At 66.0% G+C, this 24152-nt stretch carries 9 protein-coding genes; all 9 read left to right on the top strand.

Features of this window, described 5'->3' with window-relative positions; all coding sequences use genetic code 11:
• Nucleotides 1–42 precede the first annotated feature (42 nt).
• The 9 genes from CXQ80_RS03780 to CXQ80_RS03740 all read left to right on the top strand — a co-directional run bounded on the left by CXQ80_RS03780 (nt 43) and on the right by CXQ80_RS03740 (nt 24145).
• Nucleotides 43–12576 carry a BapA/Bap/LapF family large adhesin gene (locus CXQ80_RS03780; RefSeq protein ID WP_101316630.1) on the top strand — a complete coding sequence of 4178 codons (12534 nt, stop codon included), beginning with the start codon at nt 43–45 and terminating at the stop codon, nt 12574–12576.
• A gap of 58 nt (nt 12577–12634) precedes the next feature.
• Nucleotides 12635–14068, top strand: a complete 1434-nt coding sequence (locus CXQ80_RS03775) for a TolC family outer membrane protein (RefSeq protein WP_101316628.1) — start codon at nt 12635–12637, stop codon at nt 14066–14068.
• Complete coding sequence (locus tag CXQ80_RS03770; protein ID WP_101316626.1) at nt 14065–16257, top strand: type I secretion system permease/ATPase; 2193 nt, start codon at nt 14065–14067, stop codon at nt 16255–16257. Before CXQ80_RS03775 ends, CXQ80_RS03770 begins: the two co-directional genes overlap by 4 nt.
• Nucleotides 16254–17438 carry an HlyD family type I secretion periplasmic adaptor subunit gene (locus CXQ80_RS03765; protein WP_101316624.1) on the top strand — a complete coding sequence of 395 codons (1185 nt, stop codon included), beginning with the start codon at nt 16254–16256 and terminating at the stop codon, nt 17436–17438. The genes CXQ80_RS03770 and CXQ80_RS03765 overlap by 4 nt, the downstream gene beginning before the upstream one ends.
• A gap of 246 nt (nt 17439–17684) precedes the next feature.
• The gene (locus CXQ80_RS03760; protein WP_101316622.1) at nt 17685–18584 is read left to right on the top strand and encodes a chemotaxis protein; all 900 of its coding nucleotides are present in this window, start codon (nt 17685–17687) and stop codon (nt 18582–18584) included.
• 104 nt (nt 18585–18688) lie between these two features.
• Nucleotides 18689–19000, top strand: a complete 312-nt coding sequence (locus CXQ80_RS03755; protein WP_101316620.1) for a hypothetical protein — start codon at nt 18689–18691, stop codon at nt 18998–19000.
• Nucleotides 18997–19731 (top strand): YkgJ family cysteine cluster protein, encoded by a 735-nt coding sequence (locus CXQ80_RS03750; protein ID WP_101316618.1) that lies wholly within the window; start codon nt 18997–18999, stop codon nt 19729–19731. The genes CXQ80_RS03755 and CXQ80_RS03750 overlap by 4 nt, the downstream gene beginning before the upstream one ends.
• A 161-nt stretch (nt 19732–19892) precedes the next feature.
• The gene (locus tag CXQ80_RS03745) at nt 19893–21056 is read left to right on the top strand and encodes an efflux RND transporter periplasmic adaptor subunit (RefSeq protein ID WP_101316616.1); all 1164 of its coding nucleotides are present in this window, start codon (nt 19893–19895) and stop codon (nt 21054–21056) included.
• Entirely contained in the window at nt 21053–24145 is a 3093-nt protein-coding gene (locus tag CXQ80_RS03740) for a multidrug efflux RND transporter permease subunit (RefSeq protein ID WP_101316614.1), read from the top strand. Before CXQ80_RS03745 ends, CXQ80_RS03740 begins: the two co-directional genes overlap by 4 nt.
• Nucleotides 24146–24152: the final 7 nt, after the last annotated feature.

The raw sequence follows: 24152 nt of genomic DNA, 5'->3' as shown, positions 1-24152 counted from the left end.
TCTGGTCTGTGTTCACCGCCGGTCCATCAGCAGGGAGCACCTATGGACAACATCGTCGTTGCCGACAAGCAAACCGCCGCCGTTACCCAGAACGCCTGGGGCAATCTGAGCCTGAAAGGGCCGGGCCTGGTGCAGATGCCTGTGCCGCCCGGCGAAGTGGCCACCGTCACTCGCAGCGGCCAGGACCTGATCGTCACGCTCAAGTCGGGCGAAAAGGTCACCATCGGCAACTTCTTTGTAGTCGACGCGGCGGGCGAGCAGAGCGACATGGTCTTCGTCGGCGAAGACGGCACGCTCTGGCACGCCCAGTACAACGCAGAGGCCTTTACCGGTTTCACCTTCGAGGACATCGCCTCGCTGGATGAGCTGATGGCCGGGGTCGGCGTTGCCGGCAGCGGGACCAACACCTTTGCCATCGCGGCCCTGGGCTTGCTGGGCGCCGGTGGTGCTGCGGCGGCAATCGGCGGTGGTGGTGGTGGCGGCGGCGGTGGCAGCAGCGGTGGCAGCTCACCGAACCCTGGCGACACCACCGCACCCGCCAGCCCGATCGATCTATTGGTCTCGCCTGATGGCCTGCGCCTGAGCGGCCGGGGCGAAGCCGGCACCACGGTCAACATCCGTGACGCGGCGGGCAACCTGATCGGCACCGGCACAGTCGGTGCCGACGGCCGTTTCGATGTCACCCTGAGCCCGCCACAAACCAACGGCCAGGCGCTCGAGGTGACCCTTACCGATGCTGCCGGTAACACCTCAGCGCCTGGCAACACCACGGCCCCGGACATCGATACGCCGCCGGTCGACACCACAGCGCCAAATGCGCCAACCGATCTGGTCATCGCCGGCACCGGCAAACAACTGAGCGGTCGCGGCGAAGTGGGCACCACCGTGCAAGTGCGCGATGCTGACGGCAACCTGCTGGGCAGCGGCACCGTCGGCGCCGACGGCACCTTCCAGATCACCCTCGACCCTGCCGTGCTCGACGGCAGCACGTTGCAGGTCACCCTCACCGATGCGGCCGGCAACGTCTCCGCCGCCGGCAGCGTGGTGTCGCGCGACCTGCTTGCACCTGCGCAGCCCACCGACCTGCAGTTGAGCAACGGTGTCACCCTGACCGGTAAAGGCGAGCCAGGCACCACGGTGCAGGTCCGCGACGCCTCAGGCACCCTGATCGGCAGCGGCGTTGTGGCTGCCGACGGCAGTTTCAGCCTGACGTTGAATCCGCCCCAGGCCAACGGTGAAGCGCTGGACGTGCGCCTGGTCGACGCCGCCCAGAACACCTCGGCGCCACTCCAGTTCAATGCCCCCGACACCACCGCCCCAGCCGCAGTCAGTGGCCTGGTTGTCGGTCCGGATCGGCAAGTATTGGGCGGCCGCGGTGAGCCCGGTGCCACGGTCGAAGTACGCGACAGCAATGGTGTGCTGCTCGGCAGCGGCACAGTAGCTGCCAACGGGACCTTCCTGATCGAGCTCAGCGGCGCCGTGCAGCCAGGCGAGCGCCTGAACGTGGTGCAGACCGACGCCAGCGGCAATGCGTCAGTGCCGCTGCCGTTCGATGTGCCCCTTACCACTACGCCAGTCAGCCCGAGTGACCTGAGCATCGCCGCCAATGGCAGCTCGCTCAGCGGCACCGCCCCGCCTGGCAGCCGCATTCAGGTGCGTGATGCCAATGGCAACGTGATCGGCAGCGTCGTGGTCGGCGCCGAAGGCACCTTTATCGTGGTGCTCAATCCTGCTCAGGCCAACGGTCAGTTACTCGACGTAGTTGCCCTTGATGGCAACGGCGGCGTGTCCCTGCCAGTGCAGATCAGCGCACCGGATATCACCGCGCCCGCTGCCCCCAGCCAGCTTGTGGTCAGCGCTGATGGCAGCCAGCTCAGCGGCCGCGCCGAGCCTGGCAGCACGGTGCGAGTGGTGGGCGCCAATGGCGTTGAACTCGGCACAGCTGTGGTCGGCCCAACCGGCGTGTTCACCATCGCCCTGAATCCGGCCCAGGTCGATGGCGAAGCACTGCAGGTTACCGCCACCGATGCCAAAGGCAATCTGTCTGCGCCCGGCAGTGTCAACGCACCTGATCTGGACAGCCCCGACACCACCGCACCAAACCCGGCCAGCGGGCTGGCCATCAGCGGAGACGGGCGTACGGTCTCGGGTCGCGGCGAGCCGGGCAGCACGGTCAAGGTGCTTGACGCTCAAGGCAACCTGCTCGCGATCGGCACCGTCCTGGCCGATGGCAGCTTCAACCTGCAACTGCCTGCTGCAGTTACCAATGGCTCAAGCCTGCAAGTTACCCTGACCGACGCCGCTGGCAATGCCTCGGCCCCAGCTACGCTGCTCAGCCCTGACCTGCAGGCCCCCGCCCAGCCTACAAACATCAGCCTCAGCGCTGGCGAGACCCTCAGCGGCAGCGCCGAACCAGGCGCCCGGGTGGAGGTGCGCGACGCCAATGGCGACTTGCTCGGCAGCGCCATCGTAGCTGCCAACGGCACCTTCACCCTGACCCTCAACCCACCTCAGGCCAATGGTGAAGTGCTCGATATCCGCGTCATCGACCTGGCCGGCAACGCATCGACGCCGCTGGCCTACGACGCCCCGGACATCACTGCGCCAACGATCATCAGCGGCGTGACCGTGGGCAATGGCGGTCTGACCATTGCCGGTCGTGGTGAAGCAGGTGCCATCGTCGAGGTGCGGGATGCCAATGGCGCCCTGCTCGGCACTGGCACAGTCGGCGCCAACGGCACCTTCCTGTTCGATCTGGATACCCCCGCCGCTGCGGGCCAGGCGATCAGCCTGGTGCAGAAGGATGCCGCCGGCAACACCTCGCTGGAACTCGACCTGACCGTACCCACTACACCTATCCCGGCGACCCCGAGCAATCTCAACCTGGCCGCGGACGGCAGCTCGATCAGCGGCAGTGCTACCCCGGGTACGCGGATCGACGTTCGTGATGCCCAAGGCAATGTCCTGGCCAGCACGGTGGTTGGCGCCGGCGGTACCTTCACCCTGCCGCTGAACCCGGCGCAAGCCAACGGCGAATTGCTCGACGTGGTTGCGGTGGATGGCGCCAGCAGTTCGCTGCCAGCGCAGATCACTGCCCCGGATATCACCCCCCCAGGCGAAGCCAGCGACCTGCAGATCAGCGCCAACGGCGTGACCCTGACCGGCCGCGGCGAAGCCGGCGCCACAGTAGAAGTGCGCAACGCTCAGGGCAATCTGCTGGGCACTGCGCTGGTAGGCGCCAATGGCGTATTCACCGTCACCCTCGTCCCCGCCCAGACCGATGGCCAGGTGCTCGACGTCGAGCTGCGCGATGCGGCGGGCAACGAGTCCAGCGCCAGCGCAACGGCGCCGGACCTCGACGGCCCGTTGCAACCGGCGCAGATGGCACTGGATATCGCCGGCACCCAACTGACCGGTGTCGGTCAGGCCGGCTCGCTGGTCACCGTGCGGGCTGCCGACGGTACCGTGCTGGGCAGTAGCACGGTAGGCGCCGACGGCAACTTCAGCGTGACCCTCAACCAGCCCCAGCGCAACGGCGAGAAACTGACCGTCGAAGCCACCGACAGCCGCGGCAACAGTGCCGGTCCGGTCGACTTCACTGCGCCCGACACTCAGGCACCGGAGCCGATCAGCAATGAGGCGATCAATGGCACCGGTAGCCAGATCACAGGCCTTGGCGAACCCGGCGCTACCGTAACCGTACGCGCCGCTGACGGTACAGTGCTCGGCAGCGCGGTAGTGCAAGCCAACGGCGGCTTCACGATTCCCCTCAGCCCAGCCCAGAACAACGGCCAGGCACTGACCGTCGAGCAGCGCGATCCGGCGGGCAATATCTCCACCACAGTGCCCGTCACCGCCCCTGACGGCCAGGCCCCCGATGCGCCCACCGGCCTGGTATTGGCGGCGGACGGCAGTGTGCTCAGTGGACGCGGTGAGCCAGGCAGCGTCGTCACCGTGACCGGCACTGGCGGCGTCATCCTTGGCAGCGCAACCGTGCAGGGCGATGGCAGCTTCCAGGTCGCCCTCAACCCCGTCCAGCTCAACGGCCAGACCCTGACCGCCACGCAAAAGGACCAGGCTGGCAACATCTCCGAGCCGGACACCCTGACCGCGCCAGACCTGCAAGCTCCTGAAGCTGCTCAAGGGGTGCAACTCAATGCGGGCGGCAACCTGATCAGCGGTCAGGCCGAACCCGGCACGACGGTTCAGGTGCGCGACCCGAACGGGGACCTCATCGGCAGTGTGGTGGTGCCTGACAACGGCAGCTTCAGCCTCCCGCTCAACCCCGTGCCGGTCGCGGGCGAGCAGTTGTCGGTAACCGTCACCGACCTGCAAGGGCAGACCTCCCCGAGCGTGCCGATCAACGCCATCGACACTACTGCCCCGATCCTGCCAACCGGCGTGCAGGTCAACGCCGATGGCACCCAGGTCAGTGGCAGGGGCGAAGCGGGCAGCACGGTCGAAGTGCGTGACGCTGCCGGCACTGTGATCGGCAGCACCACCGTGCCGCCAAGCGGCGATTTCAGCGTCATTCTCGACCCAGCGCAGAAAGACGGCCAGGGCTTGAGCGTGGTCGCCACCGATGGCCGCAATGAATCCGATGTGGTGCCAGTCACCGCGCCCGACCTGACCCCGCCAGCCCTGCCCAACGGCGTCAGCGTGGCCAATGACGGCACGGTCACCGGCACTGCTCCAGGTGCCACCGAGGTGATCATTCGCGATGCCAACGGCATCGAGTTGATCAGAGGGGATGTCGAGGCAGACGGTAGCTTCAGCGTGCAGCTGCCAGGCAGCCAGAACAACGGTCAACCGCTGCTGTTGGAGGCTGTCGATGCGGCCACCAACACCAGCCCGGTGCTGCCGATCACCGCCCCTGACACCACCATACCCGCAGAAGCGACCGATATCAGCGTCAGCCCTGATGGCACCAGCGTCAGCGGCAACGCCGAGCCCGGCAGCACGGTGATCGTGCGTGACGCTGACGGCAATGACATAGGCAGCGTGGTGGCAGGCCCGGACGGCAGCTTCGTGGTGCCGATCAACCCGCCGCTGGCCAGCGGCGACAGCGCCACTGTAGTGGTCAAGGACCCGGGCGGCGAAGCCAGCACACCGCTGGCCGGCCCGGATGGCAGCGAAGTCGCAACACCGACCGACCTCGACCTCAGCGCTGACGGCTTCGTCCTGACCGGCATGGGCACAGTCGGTGCACTGATCACTGTGACCTCCGCCGGCGCCACCCTGGGCACTGCGACGGTGGGCAGCGATGGTATCTTCCGGGTGTTCTTCAGCAACGCTCAACTCAACGCCCAGACCCTGCAGGTCAACGCGCGCTTTGGCGCAGGCAAACCTTCGGTACCGGCTATCGTCACGGCTGAGGACACCACGGCGCCTGATGCGCCAACACAACTGGCGATTGACCGCAGCGGCAGCCTGCTGACGGGTCGCGGCGAGGTCGGCGCGACCGTTTCGGTAGTGGATGCCAATGGCACCCTGCTCGGTTCGGCGACGGTCGGCAGTACCGGCCTGTTCAGCATCAGCCTCACTCCGCCACAAGCCAATGCGCAGTTGTTGACCGTCACCCAGAGCGACGCCAGCAACAACGTTTCGCTGGCAGCGACGACCACTGCGCCAGACCTGCAGGCGCCCCTGGCGGCCAGCGGCGTCAGCCTCAATAGCGCAGCTACCGTGGTCAGCGGCCAGGGCGAAGTCGGGGCCATCGTCACCGTGCGCGACGCCAGTGGCGCGGTGCTGGCTAGCGGTACCGTCAACCCGTCCGGCCAGTTCCAGATCACCCTGCCGGCAGCGCAAACCAGCGGCGCGCCCCTGCAGGTCACCCTGAGCGATGCGGCTGGCAATGTTTCTGCTCCCGCCAGCCTGGCCACACCCGATCGCACGCCACCTGCGGCGGTCACCCAAACCGTGCTCAGCGCCGACGGCCGTCAGCTTTCCGGTCTGGGCGAAGCCGGTGCCAGTGTCGAGGTGCGCAACAGTGCCGGCACCTTGCTTGGCACAGCCACAGTGGGTGCCGACGGACGCTTCAGCGTGACGTTCGACAGCCCACAGGCCAGCGGCCAGCCGATCGGCGTGACCCAGCAGGACGCCGCGGGCAATACCTCACCCGCGACCTCGGTCAACACGCCTGACCTGACCCCACCGGCACCGCTGACCAACCTGATGCTCAACAACAATGGCCTGACCTTGACCGGCCTGGGCGAGCCCGGCGCCAGCGTCACGGTGCGCGGCCCGGACGGCACCATCATTGGCAGCGGCAACGTCGCCGCCAACGGCAGCTTTACCCTGACCCTGGATAACGCACAACTCAACGCCCAGCGCCTGAGCGTGACCCAGAGCGACGCCAGCAACAACATCTCAGCGCCTGTGGCCGTGACAGCTCCGGACCTGACCCCTCCCGCAGAGCCTGCCAATCTGCTGTTGGCCAGTAACGGCGTGCAACTGAGCGGCACCGCCGAGGCGGGCAGTACGGTCACTGTCCGCGACAGTGCCGGCAATGTTCTCGGTAGCGTGGTCGCGGCCAGCAATGGCACCTTCCAGGTCACCCTCAACAGCGTCCAGGCCAACGGTCAAACCCTGCAAGTGACCGCCACCGACGCCGCCGGCAACGTGTCCCAACCCGGTAACTTCACCGCACCTGACACTACCCCGCCCGCCGCCGTCGCCAACCTCGCCGTGGCCGCCAATGGCGCCAGCCTGGCCGGCACCGGCGAAGCTGGCGCAACGGTGGCAGTGCGGGCAGCCGATGGCACCTTGCTGGGGACCGTTACAGTGGCTGCGGACGGCCGTTTTACGGTCAATCTGAGCCCGGCGGCAATCGTCGGCAGCAATCTCAGCGTGGTCCAGAGCGACGCCAGCGGCAACGCCTCGCCCGCCGAAACCGTCACTGCCCCAGGCAGCCTGGCGCCGGATATCCCCGGTAATCTGCTGCTGGCCGCAGATGGCCTCAGCGTGACCGGCAGCGGCACTCCCGGCAGCACGGTCACGGTGTACGGCCCAGGCGGCGTAGTGCTTGGCACTGCGGTGGTAGCGGCAGGCGGCACCTTCACGGTGGCGCTCAACAGCGTCCAGGCCAACGGTGAAACCCTGCAGGTCGGCGCAGTCGGCACCGACGGCAGCGCTTCGCTGCCGGCCACCCTGCAGGCGCCGGATACCACTGCGCCGCAGCCGCTCAGCGAACTGCAACTGGCCAGTGATGGGCTGACCTTGACCGGCCGTGGCGAACCCGGCGCCCGGGTCAGCATCAGCGGCCCTGGAGGCGTCGATCTGGGCGAAGGGGTGGTCGGCGCCGACGGCCGGTTCAGCCTGCAACTGACTGCTCCGCAGCGCAATGGCGAGGCGCTCAACGCCAGCCAGACCGATGCCGCCGGCAACGAATCCAACAGCGTCAGCCTGACCGCACCCGATCTGCTCGCCCCGAACGCACCAGGCAACCTCGCCGTCACCGGCGGCGGCACCCTGCTCGACGGCACCGGCGAAGCTGGCAGCAAAGTCACTGTGCTGGCCGCTGACGGCAGCGTCATCGGCAGCGGCATCGTGCGTGATGACGGCAGTTTCCAGGTCTCGCTCAATCCGATCCAGGCCAACGGCCAAAGCCTGCAGGTCGTGCTCACTGACAACGCCGGCAACCAATCGCCGGCGGCCAGCACCACCGCGGCCGATATCACCGCACCGGATGCGCTGACGGCGCTGGCGATTGCCAGCGACGGCGCGACCCTGACTGGTCGCGGCGAGGCCGGGGCCACGGTCAAGGTCAGCGGCCCGGATGGCGCGCCGCTGGGCGAAGCACTGGTCGATGCCAACGGCTTCTTTACCCTCACCCTCAACCCTGCCCTGGGCAATGCCGAACGGCTCAGCCTGACCCAGACCGACCTGGCCGGCAACGTCTCTGCGCCAGCAACTCTCGATACGCCTGACTTCACCCCGCCGGCGCAGCTCACTGCGGTGACTATCAGTACCGACGGCAGCATGATCGCCGGCCGTGGTGAAGCCGGCGCAACCGTCACCGTGACCGATGCCAACGGCACGTTGCTGGGCACTACCAAAGTGCTTGCCGACGGCAGCTTCGAGGTCATGCTCACGCCCGCGCAGATCAACCAGCAAGTGCTCGCGGTGCAACAGGCCGACCCGCCCGGCAACATCAGCCAGCCGGTCAACGTCGAGGCACCTGACCTGACCCCACCTGAGGCACCTGCGCAACTGCAACTGAATGCCGATGGCAGCCAACTCAGCGGCGTCGGCGAGCCAGGCAGTACCGCCAGGGTCTACCTTGGCAGCAGCCAGATCGGCACCGTGCAGGTTGGCGCCGATGGCAGGTTCGTGGTGGCATTGAACCCGCCGCAGAACAACGGCCAGCAACTGCAGGTGACCCTTGAGGATGCCAAAGGCAACCTGTCGCCAAGCACCCCGGCGACCGCGCCGGACACCACTCCACCGCCTGCCGTCGACGCTACCATCAACGCCAGCGGCACCCAGCTCAAAGGCTCCGGTGAGGCCGGCGCACGGCTGACCGTGCTCAACGACAAGGGCGACCTGGTCGGTCAGGGCAGCATCGCCGCCGATGGCACCTTCGTCCTCAACCTGTCACCGGCGCAACTTGACGGCCAGGTGCTGAGCATCGTTGCCCAGGATGCTACCGGCAATCCGTCGCCGGCCTTTGCCGTCACGGCACCTGACCTGACCCCGCCAGCGCAACCCACTGCCCTCTCCATCAACCCTGAGGGCACACTGCTCATCGGCACTGGCGAGCCCGGCAGCTTCATCACCGTACGCGCCCCGGACAACACCGTGGTCGGTTCCATCCAGGTCCCCCCAGGCGGTAACTTCAGCGTGCCCCTCGACCCGCCACAAAACAACGGCCAGATACTCGACGTGGTTGCTACTGACGCTGCCGGCAACGCCGCGCTGGCGGTGACTGTCACGGCTGAAGACACCAGCCCACCGGCACCGGTCAGCAACCTGGTGATCGATGCGACCTACAGCGTACTCAGCGGCCGCGGCGAAGCCGGCGCCAGTGTGATCGTCAGCCAGAACGGCGTGCAGATCGGCGAGGGCACTGTGCTCGCCAACGGCACGTTCCAGATCGAACTCGATACCCTGGCCCTGCCAGGTATAGAACTCAGCGTGGTGCAGACCGATGCCGCGCAGAACCCTTCGCTGCCGGCCGACTACACCCCGCCGCTGGTACCGCTGACCGCCGCGCCGCTCAATGTCGCGCTGATTGCCAATGGCGAAACCCTGACAGGTACCTCGATCCTCGGCGCCAGCATCACCGTCTACAACGCGGCCGGTCAGGTCATCGGCGAGGCCTTGGTCGTTCAAGCCAACGGTAGTTTCAGCGTTACGCTGAACCCACCGCAACGCAACGGCGAGGTGCTCTCGGTAACCGCCGACGCGGCCGACGCCGGCGAATCGGCCCCGGTCATTGTCCAGGCCGGTGATACCACTCCACCTGCGATACCGGTAGTCAGCGCACTGTCCAGCAACGGTCTGGTCCTGACCGGCACCGGTGAGGCGGGAGCCACCGTGTTCGTACGGGATACCCAGGGCAATCTGCTCGGCAGTGGCCAGGTCAACGCTGGCGGCGCCTTCAGCATCAATCTCAATGCGCCACAGCTCAACGGTCAGATCCTTGAGGTCAGCCAGCGCGACGCTGCCCTCAATCTGTCCGACAACGTGGGCTTCATCGCCCCTGACGTGCAGGCGCCCAACCCGCCAGGCAACTTGCTGGTCAATGGCTTGGGCACCCAGCTCAGTGGCACCGGCGAAATCGGTGCCACCGTTAGCGTGTTCTCGGCTACAGGCACACCGCTGGGCACCGCCGTGGTCGGCCCCAACGGGCAATTTACCGTCAACCTCACCGCTACCCAGAACGACGGCCAGGTGCTGACCGTGCGCCAGGCCGACGCCGCTGGCAATATCTCCGGCACCACCACCACCGGCGCGCCGGACACCACGCCACCGCCCGCCCCCACCGCCACCATCAATGCTGCTGGTACCTTGGTCAGCGGCGCCGGCATCGCCGGCAACAAGATCACCGTGCTCGGCGCCGGCGGCGTAGTGCTGGGCAGCGCCATCGTCGGCGCCAACGGCCTGTTCGTGGTCAGCTTGCTGGCGGCGCAGGTCGACAACCAGGCCTTGACGGTCAACCAGAGCGATGCCGCGGGCAATACCTCCGGGGTGGCCCTGACTGCCCCGGACATCACCCCACCCGCCATCGCCAGCAATCTGGTGATCAATGCCGACGGCAGCGTCATCACCGGGCGCGGCGAGCCTGGCGCGACGGTGACGGTGCGCGGTCCCAGCGGGGTCGTTTCGCAGCCTGCCACGGTCAATCCGGACGGCACCTTCACGGTCACCCTGAGCCCTGCCCAGGATAACGGCCAAGCCCTTTCGATCACCCTTACCGACCCGCGCAATAATGTCTCCGCCGGGGTTGCGCTGATCGCGCCGGACGTCGACGCCAACGCGCCAGTCTCGGCCAGCGACAACCTGGCGGTAGCCACGGTGAACCTGGCCCCGGTCGTCACCACCAAGACATTCGCCGACAGCTTCCTGACGGTGGTGTCCGGCTTCTCGAAAACCTTCACCTGGACGGTCGCCGCCGGCACTACTGCCGATCCGACCCTGACCCTCAACACCAGCAGCGCCCTGGCCTTGCTCGACGGCGCGACCTACACCCTGCAGGTCAAGAATGCTGCCGGCGCCTGGGTCACCCTCGCCACCGGCAACAGCCAGGGGCTGCTCGACCTGATCCTGCTGCCGCTGGGCCAGGGTCTGCAGGTCAATATCGGCGAACTGCTGGCGGGTGACTATCGGCTAACGGTCAACAGCAGCGGTATCGGTCTGCTGACCACAGTCACCACCAGTCTGGACGTGCAGTCCACCAGCCTGACCCAGTTCACCGGCACCGGCACGCCGACCACCGGCAACGTCCTCAGCGACCCTGGCACCGACGGCAGCGTCGACCAGACCGGTCCGGACAACGGCGCGGTGGTGCAGGTCCTGAAAAACGGCAGCTACGTCTCCGCCGGCGCCGCCACCGAAGTGCAGGGTCTGTACGGCACCTTGCTGATCCGCGCCGATGGCAGCTACAGCTATACCCCCAACGGCAGCCCGTCGAGTGTGGGCAAGGTCGATGTGTTCAGCTATCAGCTGCTGCATGCCAACGGCCTCAAAGACACCGCCAATCTCTACGTGCGCATCGACAGCCCACAAGCCACCGAGATCTGGAACGACAACAACTACAGCGCGCCAGCCACCGTGGTCGACGCGGTCAACGACCTCGACAGCACCGGTATCAGCCTGGTCAACCGTGAAACCAGCGGCAGCGCCAACCTGGCCAACCTGAGCTTGCCGCTGATTGGCAGCCGCTCGGTGACGTCGGCAACCAATACGGTTGCGGTCGACACCACTGCCGATCTGCAGGTAGTGCTCAACTCGAGCAATCTGCTCGGGCTGCTCAACGGCACCAAGATCGAGCTGCTCAAGCTCAATCCGGCAACAGGTCTGTATGTAGTTGAGCAAACCGTTAATGGCGGCTCACTGGTCAGCCTGCTCGGCGGCGGCGCGGCGTACACCTTCCAGGACAAGGGGCCAGGTTCGTATCAAATTCGCGTCAGCGCCGGCGGCATTGGCCTGGCCGCTTCGATTGCCACCACGATCAACACCACCACCACCTACACCAAGGAATTCGTAGTCAGTGGCTACACCCCGGTCAGCGGCAACCTGCTCAACGACACCACCGGTACCGGCAGCGATACCCTCGGCTCCAGCCTGACCGTGCTCAGCGTGCTGGTGGCGGCCAACACCTATGCCATCCCCGGCTACAACGGCATCAGTGTCACCGGCACCTACGGCACGCTGCTGGTGCAGGCAGATGGCAGCTACAGCTATACCCTCAAGCCCGGCCTGAGCGCTGCCGTGATTGGCCAGCAGGACACCTTCACCTACGAACTGACCCACCCCAACGGCACCACCGACACCGCCACCCTGACCATCGGTTTGAACAATGCCGGGGCCTTTGCCGCTACCTCGGCACTGCTGGCCGGCGGCGACGATGACGCCGGCGCGCTGTTCAGTGTGGCCGCCGCCACTGCGGTCGAAGGGCTGCACGGCGGCGATGGCAACGACCACCTCGACGGCAGTCAGGGTGGGGCAATCAGCCTGACCGGCGGCGCCGGTGACGACACCCTGGTGATCGTCGATCAGCAGTTCACCAACGTCGACGGCGGCAGCGGTACCGACACCCTGTTGTGGGCCGGCGGCGATGCCAGTATCGACCTCGGCAGCCTGGTTGGGCGCCTGCACGACATCGAGGTGATCGACCTCAATGACAGCAGTTCGGTGACCTTGAGCCTGAGCCTGGCCGACGTGGTGGCGGTGACCGAAAGCGCCAACGACACTCTGCTGATCAAGGGTGACAGCAACGATACCGTGCAGCTCAGCGACAACTGGACCCTGACCGGCCAGCAGAATGCCGACGGTATCGACTATACCCAGTACACCGCTCAGGAGGATCCAAGCCACCACTTGTGGGTACAGAACGGCATCCACGTTGTTTGAAGCTGATGAATCCCGCCGGGCAACCGGCGGCAAGGACGACCAGCAGTAAGGGAAACCTGTGAAGCGAGGCTGTCAGCTGTCACCGCTGTTACTGGGAGCCCTCGGGCTCCTCGCGTGCAACCTCTACCCGGTCGCCATGGCGGCCGATGACATAGACCCGCAACTGCGCCAGATCGGCCCGTCGTTGTTGCGCGATGCTCCGGATGCCGTACCGGCGCGCGCGCCGGTCGGCCAGTCGGCAATAGCTGGCGACCGCCTCGGCATCGACGAGGCGGTGCTGATGGCCGCGCAATGGCACCCCAGCATCGCCGAAGCGGTAGGCAACCTGTACAAACAGGGCGAAGGCATCAACGTCGCCCGCGCTGGTTATTACCCGCAGATTTCCGGCGGCCTGCGCGGCGGCTACGACACCGGCAACGGCGCCGACCGCAGCAGCCAGGCACTAAACCTGTCGCTCAAGCAGATGCTGTATGACTTCGGCAAGGTCGACAACGCCGTCAGCGCCGCCCGCGCCGCTGCCGCCCGGGCCCAGGCCAACATCCTGCTGGTGCTCGATGACCTTGCCCGCGACACCGCCTATGCCTGGATCGAAACCCGCCGCTACGAGCAACTGACATTGATCGCCCGCGAGCAGATCCGCGGCGTCGGCGACATCGTCGAGCTCGCCCGGCAACGCAGCGACATGGGCGCCAGCGCCCGTTCCGACACGGTGCAGGCCGAGTCACGGGTCGAAAGCGCGCGGGCCACCTTCGCTGAATATCAAGCGCAGCACCAACGCTGGCGCTCGACCCTGGCGGCGCTGCTCGGGCGCATCTCGCCACCGGCGCTGGCCGAGGAGTCACCGCGCCAACTGGAGGGTGCCTGCAGCCGCACCCAAGACGGCGACGAGCGTTTGCCAGCGGTGCTGATGGCCTTGGCATTGCGTGCGCAGTCTCAGGCCGAGTTGGCCCAGGCCAAGGCTGAAGCCTACCCGACCCTGTCGTTGCAGCCGCAGGTCAATCACTACCTGGACAACGAATACGACCGCGACAATTCGCGCCTCGACCGCACCCAGGCCGGCATTTACCTCAACCTCGAAGTGCCGATTTATCAAGGCGGCGCCGTCAGTGCCCGCAGCCGCGCCGCGGGATATGCGCTGACCTCGGCCGACGCTGCTGAAGACGCCGCTCGCCTGCAGGCCCGCCGCGGCCTGGCTGAGGCGCAGGCGCAGACCGCCGGCCTGGCGCGGCGGCTGCACTCTCTGGAAGCGCGCCAGGTCAGCATCCAGGAGGCGCGCATGCTCTATGGCCGGCAGTACCTGGACCTCGGCACGCGACCGCTGCTCGACCTGCTCAACGCCGAGCAGGAGATCTACCAGTCACGCTTCGAACTGGCCGGCACTCGCTCGGACCTGCTCCGACTGGATATCGACTGCCTCTACAACAGCAGTGCGCTGCGCTCGGCCTTCGCTCTTGAAGGCCGCAGCCTGCAAGGCGTGGAGATTCAACCATGAGCGACACCGTCAACCTTGATCTGCAGCAGACGCAACAGGCCGCGGCTGCGCCGGACGCACCGCCCCGGGCTGACCTCGGACCGTGGCTGGAGGTGATGCTGCAGGTCGCCCACCACTACCGCCTGGACGTCTCGCCGCAGCGCATCCGCTTGGCCGCCATCGAGGATGCGCGGCCGCTGGACGAGATCCTGCGGCACATGGCGCGGCAGGCCGGGCTGACCCTGCGTTTCGTGCGCTTCGATGCCAAAGGCCTGCGCCAGTGGCGCACGCCGATGGTGCTGGAACTCGACGACGGCCAGTTAGCCACGGTCGAGGCGGTTACCGAAGAAAACGATCTGGCAGTGGTGTTCGCCGGTGATCAGGGGCTGACCTCACGGCTGCCCCGTGAGGCGCTGACCGGCCGCATCGTGCGGGTGGCCCTGCTGCGTCCGGCGCGGCCGTTGCGCGATGTGCGCACCGACGACTACACCGCGCCGTATGACCGCCACTGGTTCGCCCGCATCGTCCTGCGCGACCTGCGCCCGTATGGCCAGGTCATGCTCGCCTCACTGGTGGCCAACGTGCTGGCATTGGCCGGGGTGCTGTTCTCGATGCAGGTATACGACCGGGTGATCCCGGCCGAATCGCTGCCGACCCTGTACGTGTTGTTCGGCGGCGTAGTGCTGGCGCTGGTGTTCGACTTCAGCATGCGCCTGCTGCGCCTGAAGGTCACCGACCTGCTCGGCAAGCGCGCCGACCTGCGCATCTCCGACCTGGTCTTCGGCCATGCCCTGCGCCTGCGCAACTCGGTGCGGCCAAAATCTACCGGCTCGTTCATCTCACAGTTGCGCGAACTGGAACAGATCCGCGACCTGATCACCTCGAGCACTACCACGGCGCTGGCCGATTTGCCGTTCTTCCTGTTGTTCCTGCTGGTGTTCTGGCTGATCGGCGGCGTGCTGGTGGTGATCCCGTTGGCAGCGCTGGTGGCCATGCTCCTGCCCGGCCTGCTCGCGCAACGGCGGCTGGCACGCCTGGCGAATGCGTCGATGCGCGAGTCGGCGCTGCGCAACGCCATGCTGGTCGAGAGCATCCAGGGCATGGACGAGATCAAGGCGCTGCAGGCCGAGGCCCGCTTCGAGCGCCAATGGAACCAGTACAACGCCGCCTGCGCCCACAGCAACCTGAGACTGCGCACGCTGACCAATGGCCTGGTGACCTGGACCCAGAACGTCCAGGGCGCGGTGTTTGCCGTGGTCATCGTGGTCGGCGCGCCGATGGTGATTGCGGGTGACCTGACCACCGGCAGCCTGGTCGCGGCATCCATGCTGTCGTCGCGGATGATGGCGCCCATGGCCCAACTGACCCACGTGCTGACCCGCTGGCAACAGGCCAAGGTCGCCCTGCAAGGGCTGGACAAATTGATGCAGTCACCAGTCGATCACCCCGAAAGCGAAGCACGCGTGCACCTGCCGGCAATTCGTGGCGAATATCAGCTGCGCCAGGCCACTTTCCGCTACAGCCCTGAAGCACCGCCGGCCCTGAGCATCAGCAAGCTGAACATTCAGCCTGGCGAACGCATCGCGATTCTGGGCCGCAATGGTGCTGGCAAGTCGACCCTGCTGCAGGCACTGGGCGGGGCGATGGATCTGGTCGAGGGCGAGGTCACGCTCGATGGCATCGCCATGGCCCACCTCGACCCGGCCGACCTGCGCCGCGACGTCGGCCTGCTGGCGCAGTACTCGCGGCTGTTCCACGGCACCCTGCGGGAAAACCTCACCCTCGGCGCCGGCCAGGCCAGCGACCAGGAACTGCTCGCCGCCCTGGCTGCCAGTGGCGCGCTGGAATTCGTCCGGCAATTGCCCAAGGGCATGGACCACCTGGTGCTCGAAGGCGGCGCAGGCTTGTCCGGCGGGCAACGCCAAGCCCTGGTCCTGGCGCGGCTGCTGGTGCGCCAGCCACAGGTGCTGCTGCTCGATGAGCCGACCGCATCGCTGGATGACATCAGCGAACGGCGCCTGCTGGATAACCTCGAGCGCTTCTGCCAGGGCCGCACGCTGATCATCGCCACCCACCGCATGAGCGTCCTGCAACGGGTCGATCGGGTGCTGGTGCTCGATGGCGGGCGGATCATCATCGACGACAAACGTGACGCTGCCCTGTCACGTTTGAGTCAGGGCGGTCAGCCAAGCCAGGGAGGCAAAGCATGAGCAGCCACGAACTTCCGGCATCATACCTGGATGGAGAAGACGACCACGCCGTGCTGCGCGCCGGGCGCATCATCATGGTCTGCGCCTTGATGCTGGCGGCGTTTCTGGCCTGGGCGGCGTGGTTCGAGGTGGTCGAGGTGTCGACCGGCACCGGCAAGGTCATCCCCAGTTCGCGCGAGCAGGTGATCCAGTCGTTTGAAGGCGGCATCGTCGCGCAGATGAACGTCGCCGAAGGCGATCTGGTCGAGCGCGACCAGGTGCTGGCCCAGCTCGATCCAACCAAGACCTCATCCAGCGTCGGCGAGAGCGAGGCCAAGTACTGGGCAGCGCTGGCCAGCGTCGCCCGGCTGCGCGCCGAGGTCACCGGCAAGCCGCTGAACTTCCCGCCCAGCCTGAGCAAGTCGCCGGAGCTGATCGAGACCGAAACCGCGCTGTACCAGACCCGCCGCCGCGGCCTCGAGCAGACCCTGGCCGGCATCGAGGACTCGCTGCGGCTGGTGCGCAGCGAACTGAAAATCACCGAAAACCTGGCCAAGATGGGCGCCTCCAGCCGGGTCGAAGTGATCCGCCTCAACCGCCAGCGCTCGGAGCTCGAACTCAAGGCCAACGAAGCGCGCTCGGACTACCTGGTGCGCGCCCGCGAAGACCTGGCCAGGGCCAGCGCCGAAGCCGACAGCCTCGAGCAGGTGATCCGCGGCCGCAACGACTCGCTGTCCCGCCTGACCCTGCGCTCGCCGGTACGCGGCATCGTCAAGGATATCGAAGTGAATACCCTTGGCGGGGTGGTCCAGCCAGGCGGCCAGGTGATGAAAATCGTACCGATGGACGAGCGCCTGCTGATCGAAACACGCATTGCCCCGCGCGATATCGCCTTCATCCACCCCGATCAGGCGGCCAAGGTCAAGATCAGCGCCTACGACTACTCAATCTATGGCGGCCTCGAAGGCAAGGTGGTGGGTATCTCGCCAGATACCCTGCAGGACGAATTCAAACCCGAGATCTATTACTACCGGGTGTTCATCCGCACCGAACAGGACAGCCTGCAGAACAAGGCCGGCAAACATTTCGCCATTGTCCCGGGCATGATCGCTACGGTGGACATCCGCAGCGGCGAAAAAACCATCCTCGATTACCTGATCAAGCCACTCAATCGAGCCAAGGAGGCCCTGCGCGAACGTTGAACCGGTTGCCCCAAGACCAACACGGTCCCCGTAGGAGCGGCCTTGCGTCGCGAAAGGCCCGCAAAGCGGGCCCGGCGATTATGTGGTGTTGCGCAGATCCTGGGGCCGCTACGCAGCCCTTTCGCGACACAAGGCCGCTCCTACAGTAGTACGCGTGCGCAGTTGATAAAGGATGGTGCTAAAGCCTGGGCCGGGCAGGCCGATAACCCGGCATCCTCCCTATTCTGACTTAGCCGAAGGTTGCCCATGGCCACCCAAAATGCCCGCGCGGACTCGTTGTCGCTGCTGCTGTTCACCCTGCGCAGCGGCAAGCTGATGGCGATCAACCTGCTCAAGGTCAGTGAAATCATCACCTGTCCACAGCTGACCAAGCTGCCCGAGTCGCACCCGCACGTCAAAGGCGTGGCCACTCTGCGCGGCAACTCGCTGTCGGTGATCGACCTGTCGCTGGCCATCGGCGAACGGCCGCTGGCCGACCCCGATGGCGGCTGCCTGATCGTCACCGAGATCAGCCGCTCGCGCCAAGGCCTGCATGTACAGGCCGTCAGCCGCATCGTGCATTGCCTGAGCACCGACATCAAACCGCCGCCATTCGGCTCGGGCAACCGTTCGTTCATCACCGGCGTGACCCGGGTCGACAACACCCTGGTGCAGGTACTGGATATCGAAAAGGTCATCCACGCCATCGCCCCGGCGCCAGCCGAGCCGCTGCCGGGCGAACTCGGCGAGGAAGACGCCAGCCTGCTCGCGGCCGCCAACATCCTGGTGGTCGATGACAGCCAGGTTGCCCTGCAGCAGTCGGTGCACACCCTGCGCGGCCTCGGTATCGAGTGCCACACCGCGCGCAGTGCCAAGGATGCGATCAACGTCCTGCTCGAGCTGCAAGGCACCGAACGCGAGATCAACATCATCGTCTCGGATATCGAGATGTCCGAGATGGACGGCTACGCCTTCACCCGTACCCTGCGCGAGACGCCCGACTTCCAGCACCTGTACATCCTCCTGCACACCTCGCTGGATAGCGCCATGAGCAGCGAGAAGGCGAAGAATGCCGGCGCCAATGCGATCCTCACCAAGTTCTCCTCGCCCGACCTCACCGAGTGCCTGGTCACCGCAGCGCGCACCGTGGTATTCGCCGAACGGTAACACCTGGTTGCCATTTGCCCGGCGCACACCGCCAGCTGCATGCCCAGCGGGTGACGAGTCAGGCATAATCGGCGCTCCCTGGGCAATTGTTACCGGTACCCTGTATGAAGTGTTTGCGCTACCTCCTCGCTGTCTGCGCCCTGAGCAGCGGTGTCGCCCAGGCTTCCAGCAGTGAAGCCTGGAACGAATATCGCCAGCAGATGCTCAAGGACTGCCTGGCCGCCAGCCAACTGAAAGACGCCCACGCCCGCGGCAAACCCACCGAGTTCGATGATCGGGTCGGCTACAGCGCCCTGCTGATCGAAGGCATCTACCCGCAGAAGCACATGAAAAAGCGCACCGGCACCGAGCTGTGCCTGTATGACCGTGCGCACAAGCAGGCCTACGTCAGCGAGTGGAACCCCAGCGCCAAGTGAATCCACCCATTCGTTTTGCCTGCACCGGCTGTGGCAAATGCTGCACCGGCCACCATGTGCCACTGACCCTCGCCGAGGCCCGCCAATGGGTGGCCGCAGAGGGGCAGGTAGTGGTGTTGATCGAAGGCTTCGTCAGCGATGGCCCAGGCATGCCGCTGGACCAGCGCGAACATGTGCTGGGGCGTTCATATCCGGTCAGTTGCGGCGCAGCTGAGCTGCGCGTGTCGGTGACCTTTGCCGCGTTCAACCCTGGCCGCTGCCGCAACCTCGATGAACACGACCTGTGCCGCATCTATGAAACACGGCCGCTGGTGTGCCGGATCTATCCCGCCGAGATCAATCCGCATCTGCCGCTGCGGCCGGAGAACAAGGACTGCCCGCCCGAGGCATGGCAACAAGGCCCTGAGTTGATCCATGGGCAGGTGCTGGCCGATCCGCAGTTGGTCGCACTGATCGCCGCGTCACGCCAGGCCGACCGCGATGACATCGCCACCAAGGTGGCCATCTGCGAAGCGCTGGGGATGAACACCAGTGCCCTGAAAGGCAACGGCTTCACTGCGTACCTGCCGGACATGGGCGCATTCAGCACAGCGCTGGAGCAGGTCGCCAGCGCTGAGCGTGCTGCCTGGAGCGTGCATGTGATCGACCCGGCGCTGAGCGCCGAGCTGCTCGAACATGGCCTGCGCACCACCGCCGAGACGCCGCAGTACTACGCCTTTATCGGTTTCTGAACGACACTGCAGTGCGGCGCAGGCATTGAGCGCGCCGCTGTGCCGGGCAAAACTGTCAGGGCTGACAGCTGGCTGTCACCCTGGCGACCCGGTTGCCGGGCTATAAGCTGTGAGTAGACCAAAGCGTTTCCCCCTTCCCTTCGGCTACGGTACCCGACCCGATGCGACGTCCGTCCCGCTCTGTGATTGTGCTGTGTATTGCGCTGATCGTCCTGCTCGCGCTTGCCTGGTGGTTCAGCCAGCGCCAGCCAGCGCCGCAGAATCACGCGCCCAGCGCAGTGCCGGTGCGGGTGACCAAGGTGGCGCAGCAGGACGTGCCGCGCTTCGCCACGGCGATCGGCAGCGTGCTGTCGCTGCACAACGTGCAGATCCGCCCGCAGGTCGACGGCATTCTCACCCAGGTGCTGGTCAAGGAAGGTCAGTGGGTCAAGCAGGGCGATCTGCTCGCGGTCATTGACGACCGGGCCATCCGCGCCAGTCTCGATCAGGCCCGCGCCTTGCTCGAGCAGAGCCAGGCGCAGTTGCAGGTGGCTGCGGTCGATCTCAAACGCTATCGCTTGCTCAGCAGCGATGACGGCGTATCGAAGCAGACCTTTGACCAGCAACAAGCGCTGGTCAAGCAGCTGCAGGCAACCGCTAAAGGCAATCAGGCGGCCATCGTCAACGCGCAGGTGCAGCTGTCGTACACGCAGATCCGCTCGCCGGTGACCGGGCGAGTCGGTATCCGCAATGTCGACCCCGGCAATCTGGTGCGCAGCAGCGATACCCAGAGCCTGTTCAGCGTGACCCAGATCGATCCGATTGCAGTCGAGTTCGCCCTGCCGCAGCAACTGCTGCCCACCTTGCAGCAGTTGCTCAAGGCACCCGAGCCGGCACTGGTGCAAGCGTTCATGGATGCCGACAATCAGCGCACGCTGCTCGGTGAAGGCCGCCTGGCCTTGATCGACAACCAGATATCAGCCAACACCGGCACCCTGCGCATCAAGGCCGAGTTCGATAACAAGTACGGCCTGCTCTGGCCCGGCCAACTGGTCACGGTCAAACTGCGCACAGGGCTTGATCGCGGCGCGCTGGTGGTGCCACCGCCGGTGGTGCAACGCGGCATCGATGGCCACTACGTCTATCGCCTGGACGGCGACAAGGTCACCAGCGTGCCGGTCAAGGTGCTGTTTCAAGACAGCGACCTGACCATCATCAGCGGGGTAGCCGCCGGCGACCAGTTGGTAGTCGATGGCCAGTCGCGGCTCAAACCTGGCGCGCGCGTCGAAGTGCTCGGCGATCCACCCGCCAGCACTGAGCTGGCCGAGCCCAGGCTACAGCCATGAACAGCCGCAACGGCCTCTCGGCCTGGTGCATCGATCACCCGGTGGCAACCCTGCTGCTGACCTTCGCGCTGATCCTGCTCGGCGCGATTGCCTTCCCCAGGTTGCCAGTGGCGCCGCTGCCGGAGGCGGATTTTCCGACCATTCAGGTCACCACCCAGCTGCCCGGGGCCAGCCCTGAAACCATGGCTTCATCGGTAGCCACGCCTCTGGAGGTGCAGTTCAGCGCCATCCCCGGCCTGGCCCAGATGACCAGCAGCAGCGCACTGGGTTCGACCAACCTGATCCTGCAGTTCAGCCTCGACAAGAACATCGACACCGCCGCCCAGGAGGTCCAGGCGGCGATCAACACGGCCACCTCGAAACTGCCCCAGGACCTGCCCAACCCGCCGACCTGGCGCAAGGTCAACCCGGCCGACAGTCCGGTGCTGGTGCTTACCGTCAGCTCGGCACAAATGCCCGGCAACGAACTGAGCGACTACGTCGAGACCTTGCTCGCGCGCCAGCTGAGCCAGATCGACGGGGTCGGCCTGATCAATATTTCCGGCCAGCTGCGCCCGGCCATCCGGGTTCAGGCGCAGCCGGAAAAACTCGCCGCCATCGGCCTGACCCTGGCCGACATCCGCCTGGCCATCCAGCAGACCAGCCTCAATCTGGCCAAAGGCGCTCTGTACGGTGAGCACAGCGTGTCGACCATCAGCGCCAACGATCAGCTGTTTCATCCCGAGGATTACGCCCGGCTGATCGTGTCCTATCGCGATGGCGCACCGGTCTACCTGAGCGATGTCGCCAAGGTCATCGAGGGCGCCGAGAACGCTTACGTCAAATCCTGGGCCGGCAATCAGTTGGGGTTGAACCTAGTGGTGTTCCGCCAGCCGGGGGCGAATATCGTCGACACCGTCGACCGCGTGCTGGCGGCGGTGCCGCGCTTGCAGGAGATGCTGCCGGCCTCGGTCGAAGTGTCAGTACTGCAGGACCGCACCCAGACCATCCGCGCCTCGCTGCACGAGGTCGAGCTGACCTTGCTGATTGCGGTGGTGCTGGTGATCGGAGTGATGGCGTTGTTCCTGCGCCAGTGGTCGGCGACCCTGGTGGTGTCCAGCGTGCTTGGCGTGTCGCTGATTGCCAGTTGCGCACTGATGTACGTGATGGGCTTCAGCCTGAACAACCTGACCCTGGTCGCGATCGTGATTTCGGTCGGCTTTGTGGTCGACGATGCCATCGTCGTGGTCGAGAACATTCACCGTCACCTTGAAGCCGGCGATGACAGCCGTACAGCGGCGATCAAAGGCGCTGGCGAGATCGGCTTCACGGTGATTTCGATCAGCTTTTCGTTGATTGCCGCGTTCATCCCGCTGCTGTTCATGGGCGGTGTGGTCGGCCGGCTGTTCAAGGAATTTGCCCTGACTGCCACCGCGACCATCCTGATTTCGGTGCTGGTCTCGCTGACCCTGGCACCCACGCTCAGCGCCCTGTTCATGCGCAGGCCGAGTGCCGAGCAGCATGGCGGTTTCGGTGAGCGCTTGCTGCGCTGGTACGAAAAGGGCCTGAATCGCGCCCTCGCCCACCAGCGGCTTACCCTCGGCGTGTTCGGCCTGACCCTGGCGCTGGCGGTAGTCGGTTACGTGGCCATCCCCAAAGGCTTCTTCCCGCTGCAAGACACCGGTTTCATCCTTGGCACCAGCGAAGCGGCGGCGGATGTGTCGTACCCGGCGATGGTCGCCAAGCACGAGGCGTTGGCGAAGATCATCGAGGCTGACCCGGCCGTGCGCGCGTTCTCCCACGCAGTGGGCGTGACCGGCAACAACCAGACCATCGCCAACGGCCGTTTCTGGATTGCTCTGAAACCCCGCGGCGAGCGCGACGTCACCGCCAGCGAACTGATCGACCGGCTGCGCCCGCAACTGGCCAAGGTGCCTGGGGTGGTGCTGTACATGCGCGCCGGCCAGGACATCAACCTCAGCTCCGGGCCGTCGCGCACGCAGTATCAATACGTGCTCAAGAGCAACGACGGCGTTGCCCTGAACCTCTGGACCCAACGCCTGACCGAGCGCCTGCGCGAGGTGCCGGCCCTGCGTGACCTGTCCAATGACCTGCAGCTGGGCGCCAGCGTCACCCGCATCGACATCGACCGTCAGGCGGCGGCACGCTTCGGCCTGACCACCACCGATATCGACCAGGCACTGTACGACGCCTTCGGCCAGCGGCAGATCAGCGAATTCCAGACCGAGACCAACCAGTACAAGGTGATCCTCGAACTGGACGCGCGCCAGCGTGGCAAGGCCGAAAGCCTCAACTACTTCTATCTGCGCTCGCCGCTGACCGGCGAAATGGTGCCACTGGCAGCGGTGGCGCATGTCGCTGCGCCGAGTACCGGGCCGCTGTCGATCGCCCATGACGGCCTGTTCCCGGCCGCCAACCTGTCATTCAACCTGGCGCCGGGAGTGGCCCTTGGCGATGCCGTGCGCATCCTTGAGCAGACCCAGCGCGAACTGGGCATGCCCGATTCGATCAGCGGCAACTTCCAGGGCGCGGCGCAGGCCTTTCAGAGTTCGTTGTCGAGCCAGCCGTGGCTGATCCTCGCTGCGCTGGTGGCGGTGTACATCATCCTCGGCGTGCTCTACGAGAGCTTCGTCCACCCGCTGACGATCATTTCGACCCTGCCCTCGGCGGGGCTCGGTGCGCTGATTCTGCTCTGGGCGATGGGGCAGGACTTCAGCATCATGGGCCTGATCGGCGTGGTGCTGCTGATTGGCATCGTCAAGAAGAACGGTATCCTGCTGATCGACTTTGCCCTGGAGGCTCAGCGCAAACACGGCATGAGCCCGGAGCAGGCCATTCACCAGGCGTGCCTGACGCGCTTTCGGCCGATCATCATGACCACCCTGGCCGCGCTGCTGGGCGCGGTGCCATTGATGTTCGGCTTTGGCACCGGCGCCGAACTGCGCCAGCCGCTGGGCATCGCCGTGGTCGGCGGTTTGCTGGTCAGCCAGGCGCTGACCCTGTTCACGACGCCGGTGATCTACCTGGCGCTGGAGCGCCTGTTCCATCGCCGCCACCGCACCGACGCCGCCGCGCCACGTATCAGCTGAGAGCAGA

The organism is Pseudomonas sp. 02C 26 (genome assembly GCF_002843585.1).
Classification (GTDB): Bacteria; Pseudomonadota; Gammaproteobacteria; order Pseudomonadales; family Pseudomonadaceae; genus Aquipseudomonas; species Aquipseudomonas shirazensis.
The sequence above is the reverse complement of the archived record's forward strand: the minus strand, read 5'-3'. Positions and strand labels throughout refer to the sequence as shown.

Bases quoted from the DNA above. Each gene is read 5' to 3' on its own strand.
- CXQ80_RS03780 (WP_101316630.1), top strand. From the start codon at position 43: ATGGACAACATCGTCGTTGCCGACAAGCAAACCGCCGCCGTTACCCAG.
- CXQ80_RS03770 (WP_101316626.1), top strand. From the start codon at position 14,065: ATGAGCGACACCGTCAACCTTGATCTGCAGCAGACGCAACAGGCCGCG.
- CXQ80_RS03765 (WP_101316624.1), top strand. From the start codon at position 16,254: ATGAGCAGCCACGAACTTCCGGCATCATACCTGGATGGAGAAGACGAC.
- CXQ80_RS03760 (WP_101316622.1), top strand. From the start codon at position 17,685: ATGGCCACCCAAAATGCCCGCGCGGACTCGTTGTCGCTGCTGCTGTTC.
- CXQ80_RS03755 (WP_101316620.1), top strand. From the start codon at position 18,689: ATGAAGTGTTTGCGCTACCTCCTCGCTGTCTGCGCCCTGAGCAGCGGT.
- CXQ80_RS03745 (WP_101316616.1), top strand. From the start codon at position 19,893: ATGCGACGTCCGTCCCGCTCTGTGATTGTGCTGTGTATTGCGCTGATC.
- CXQ80_RS03740 (WP_101316614.1), top strand. From the start codon at position 21,053: ATGAACAGCCGCAACGGCCTCTCGGCCTGGTGCATCGATCACCCGGTG.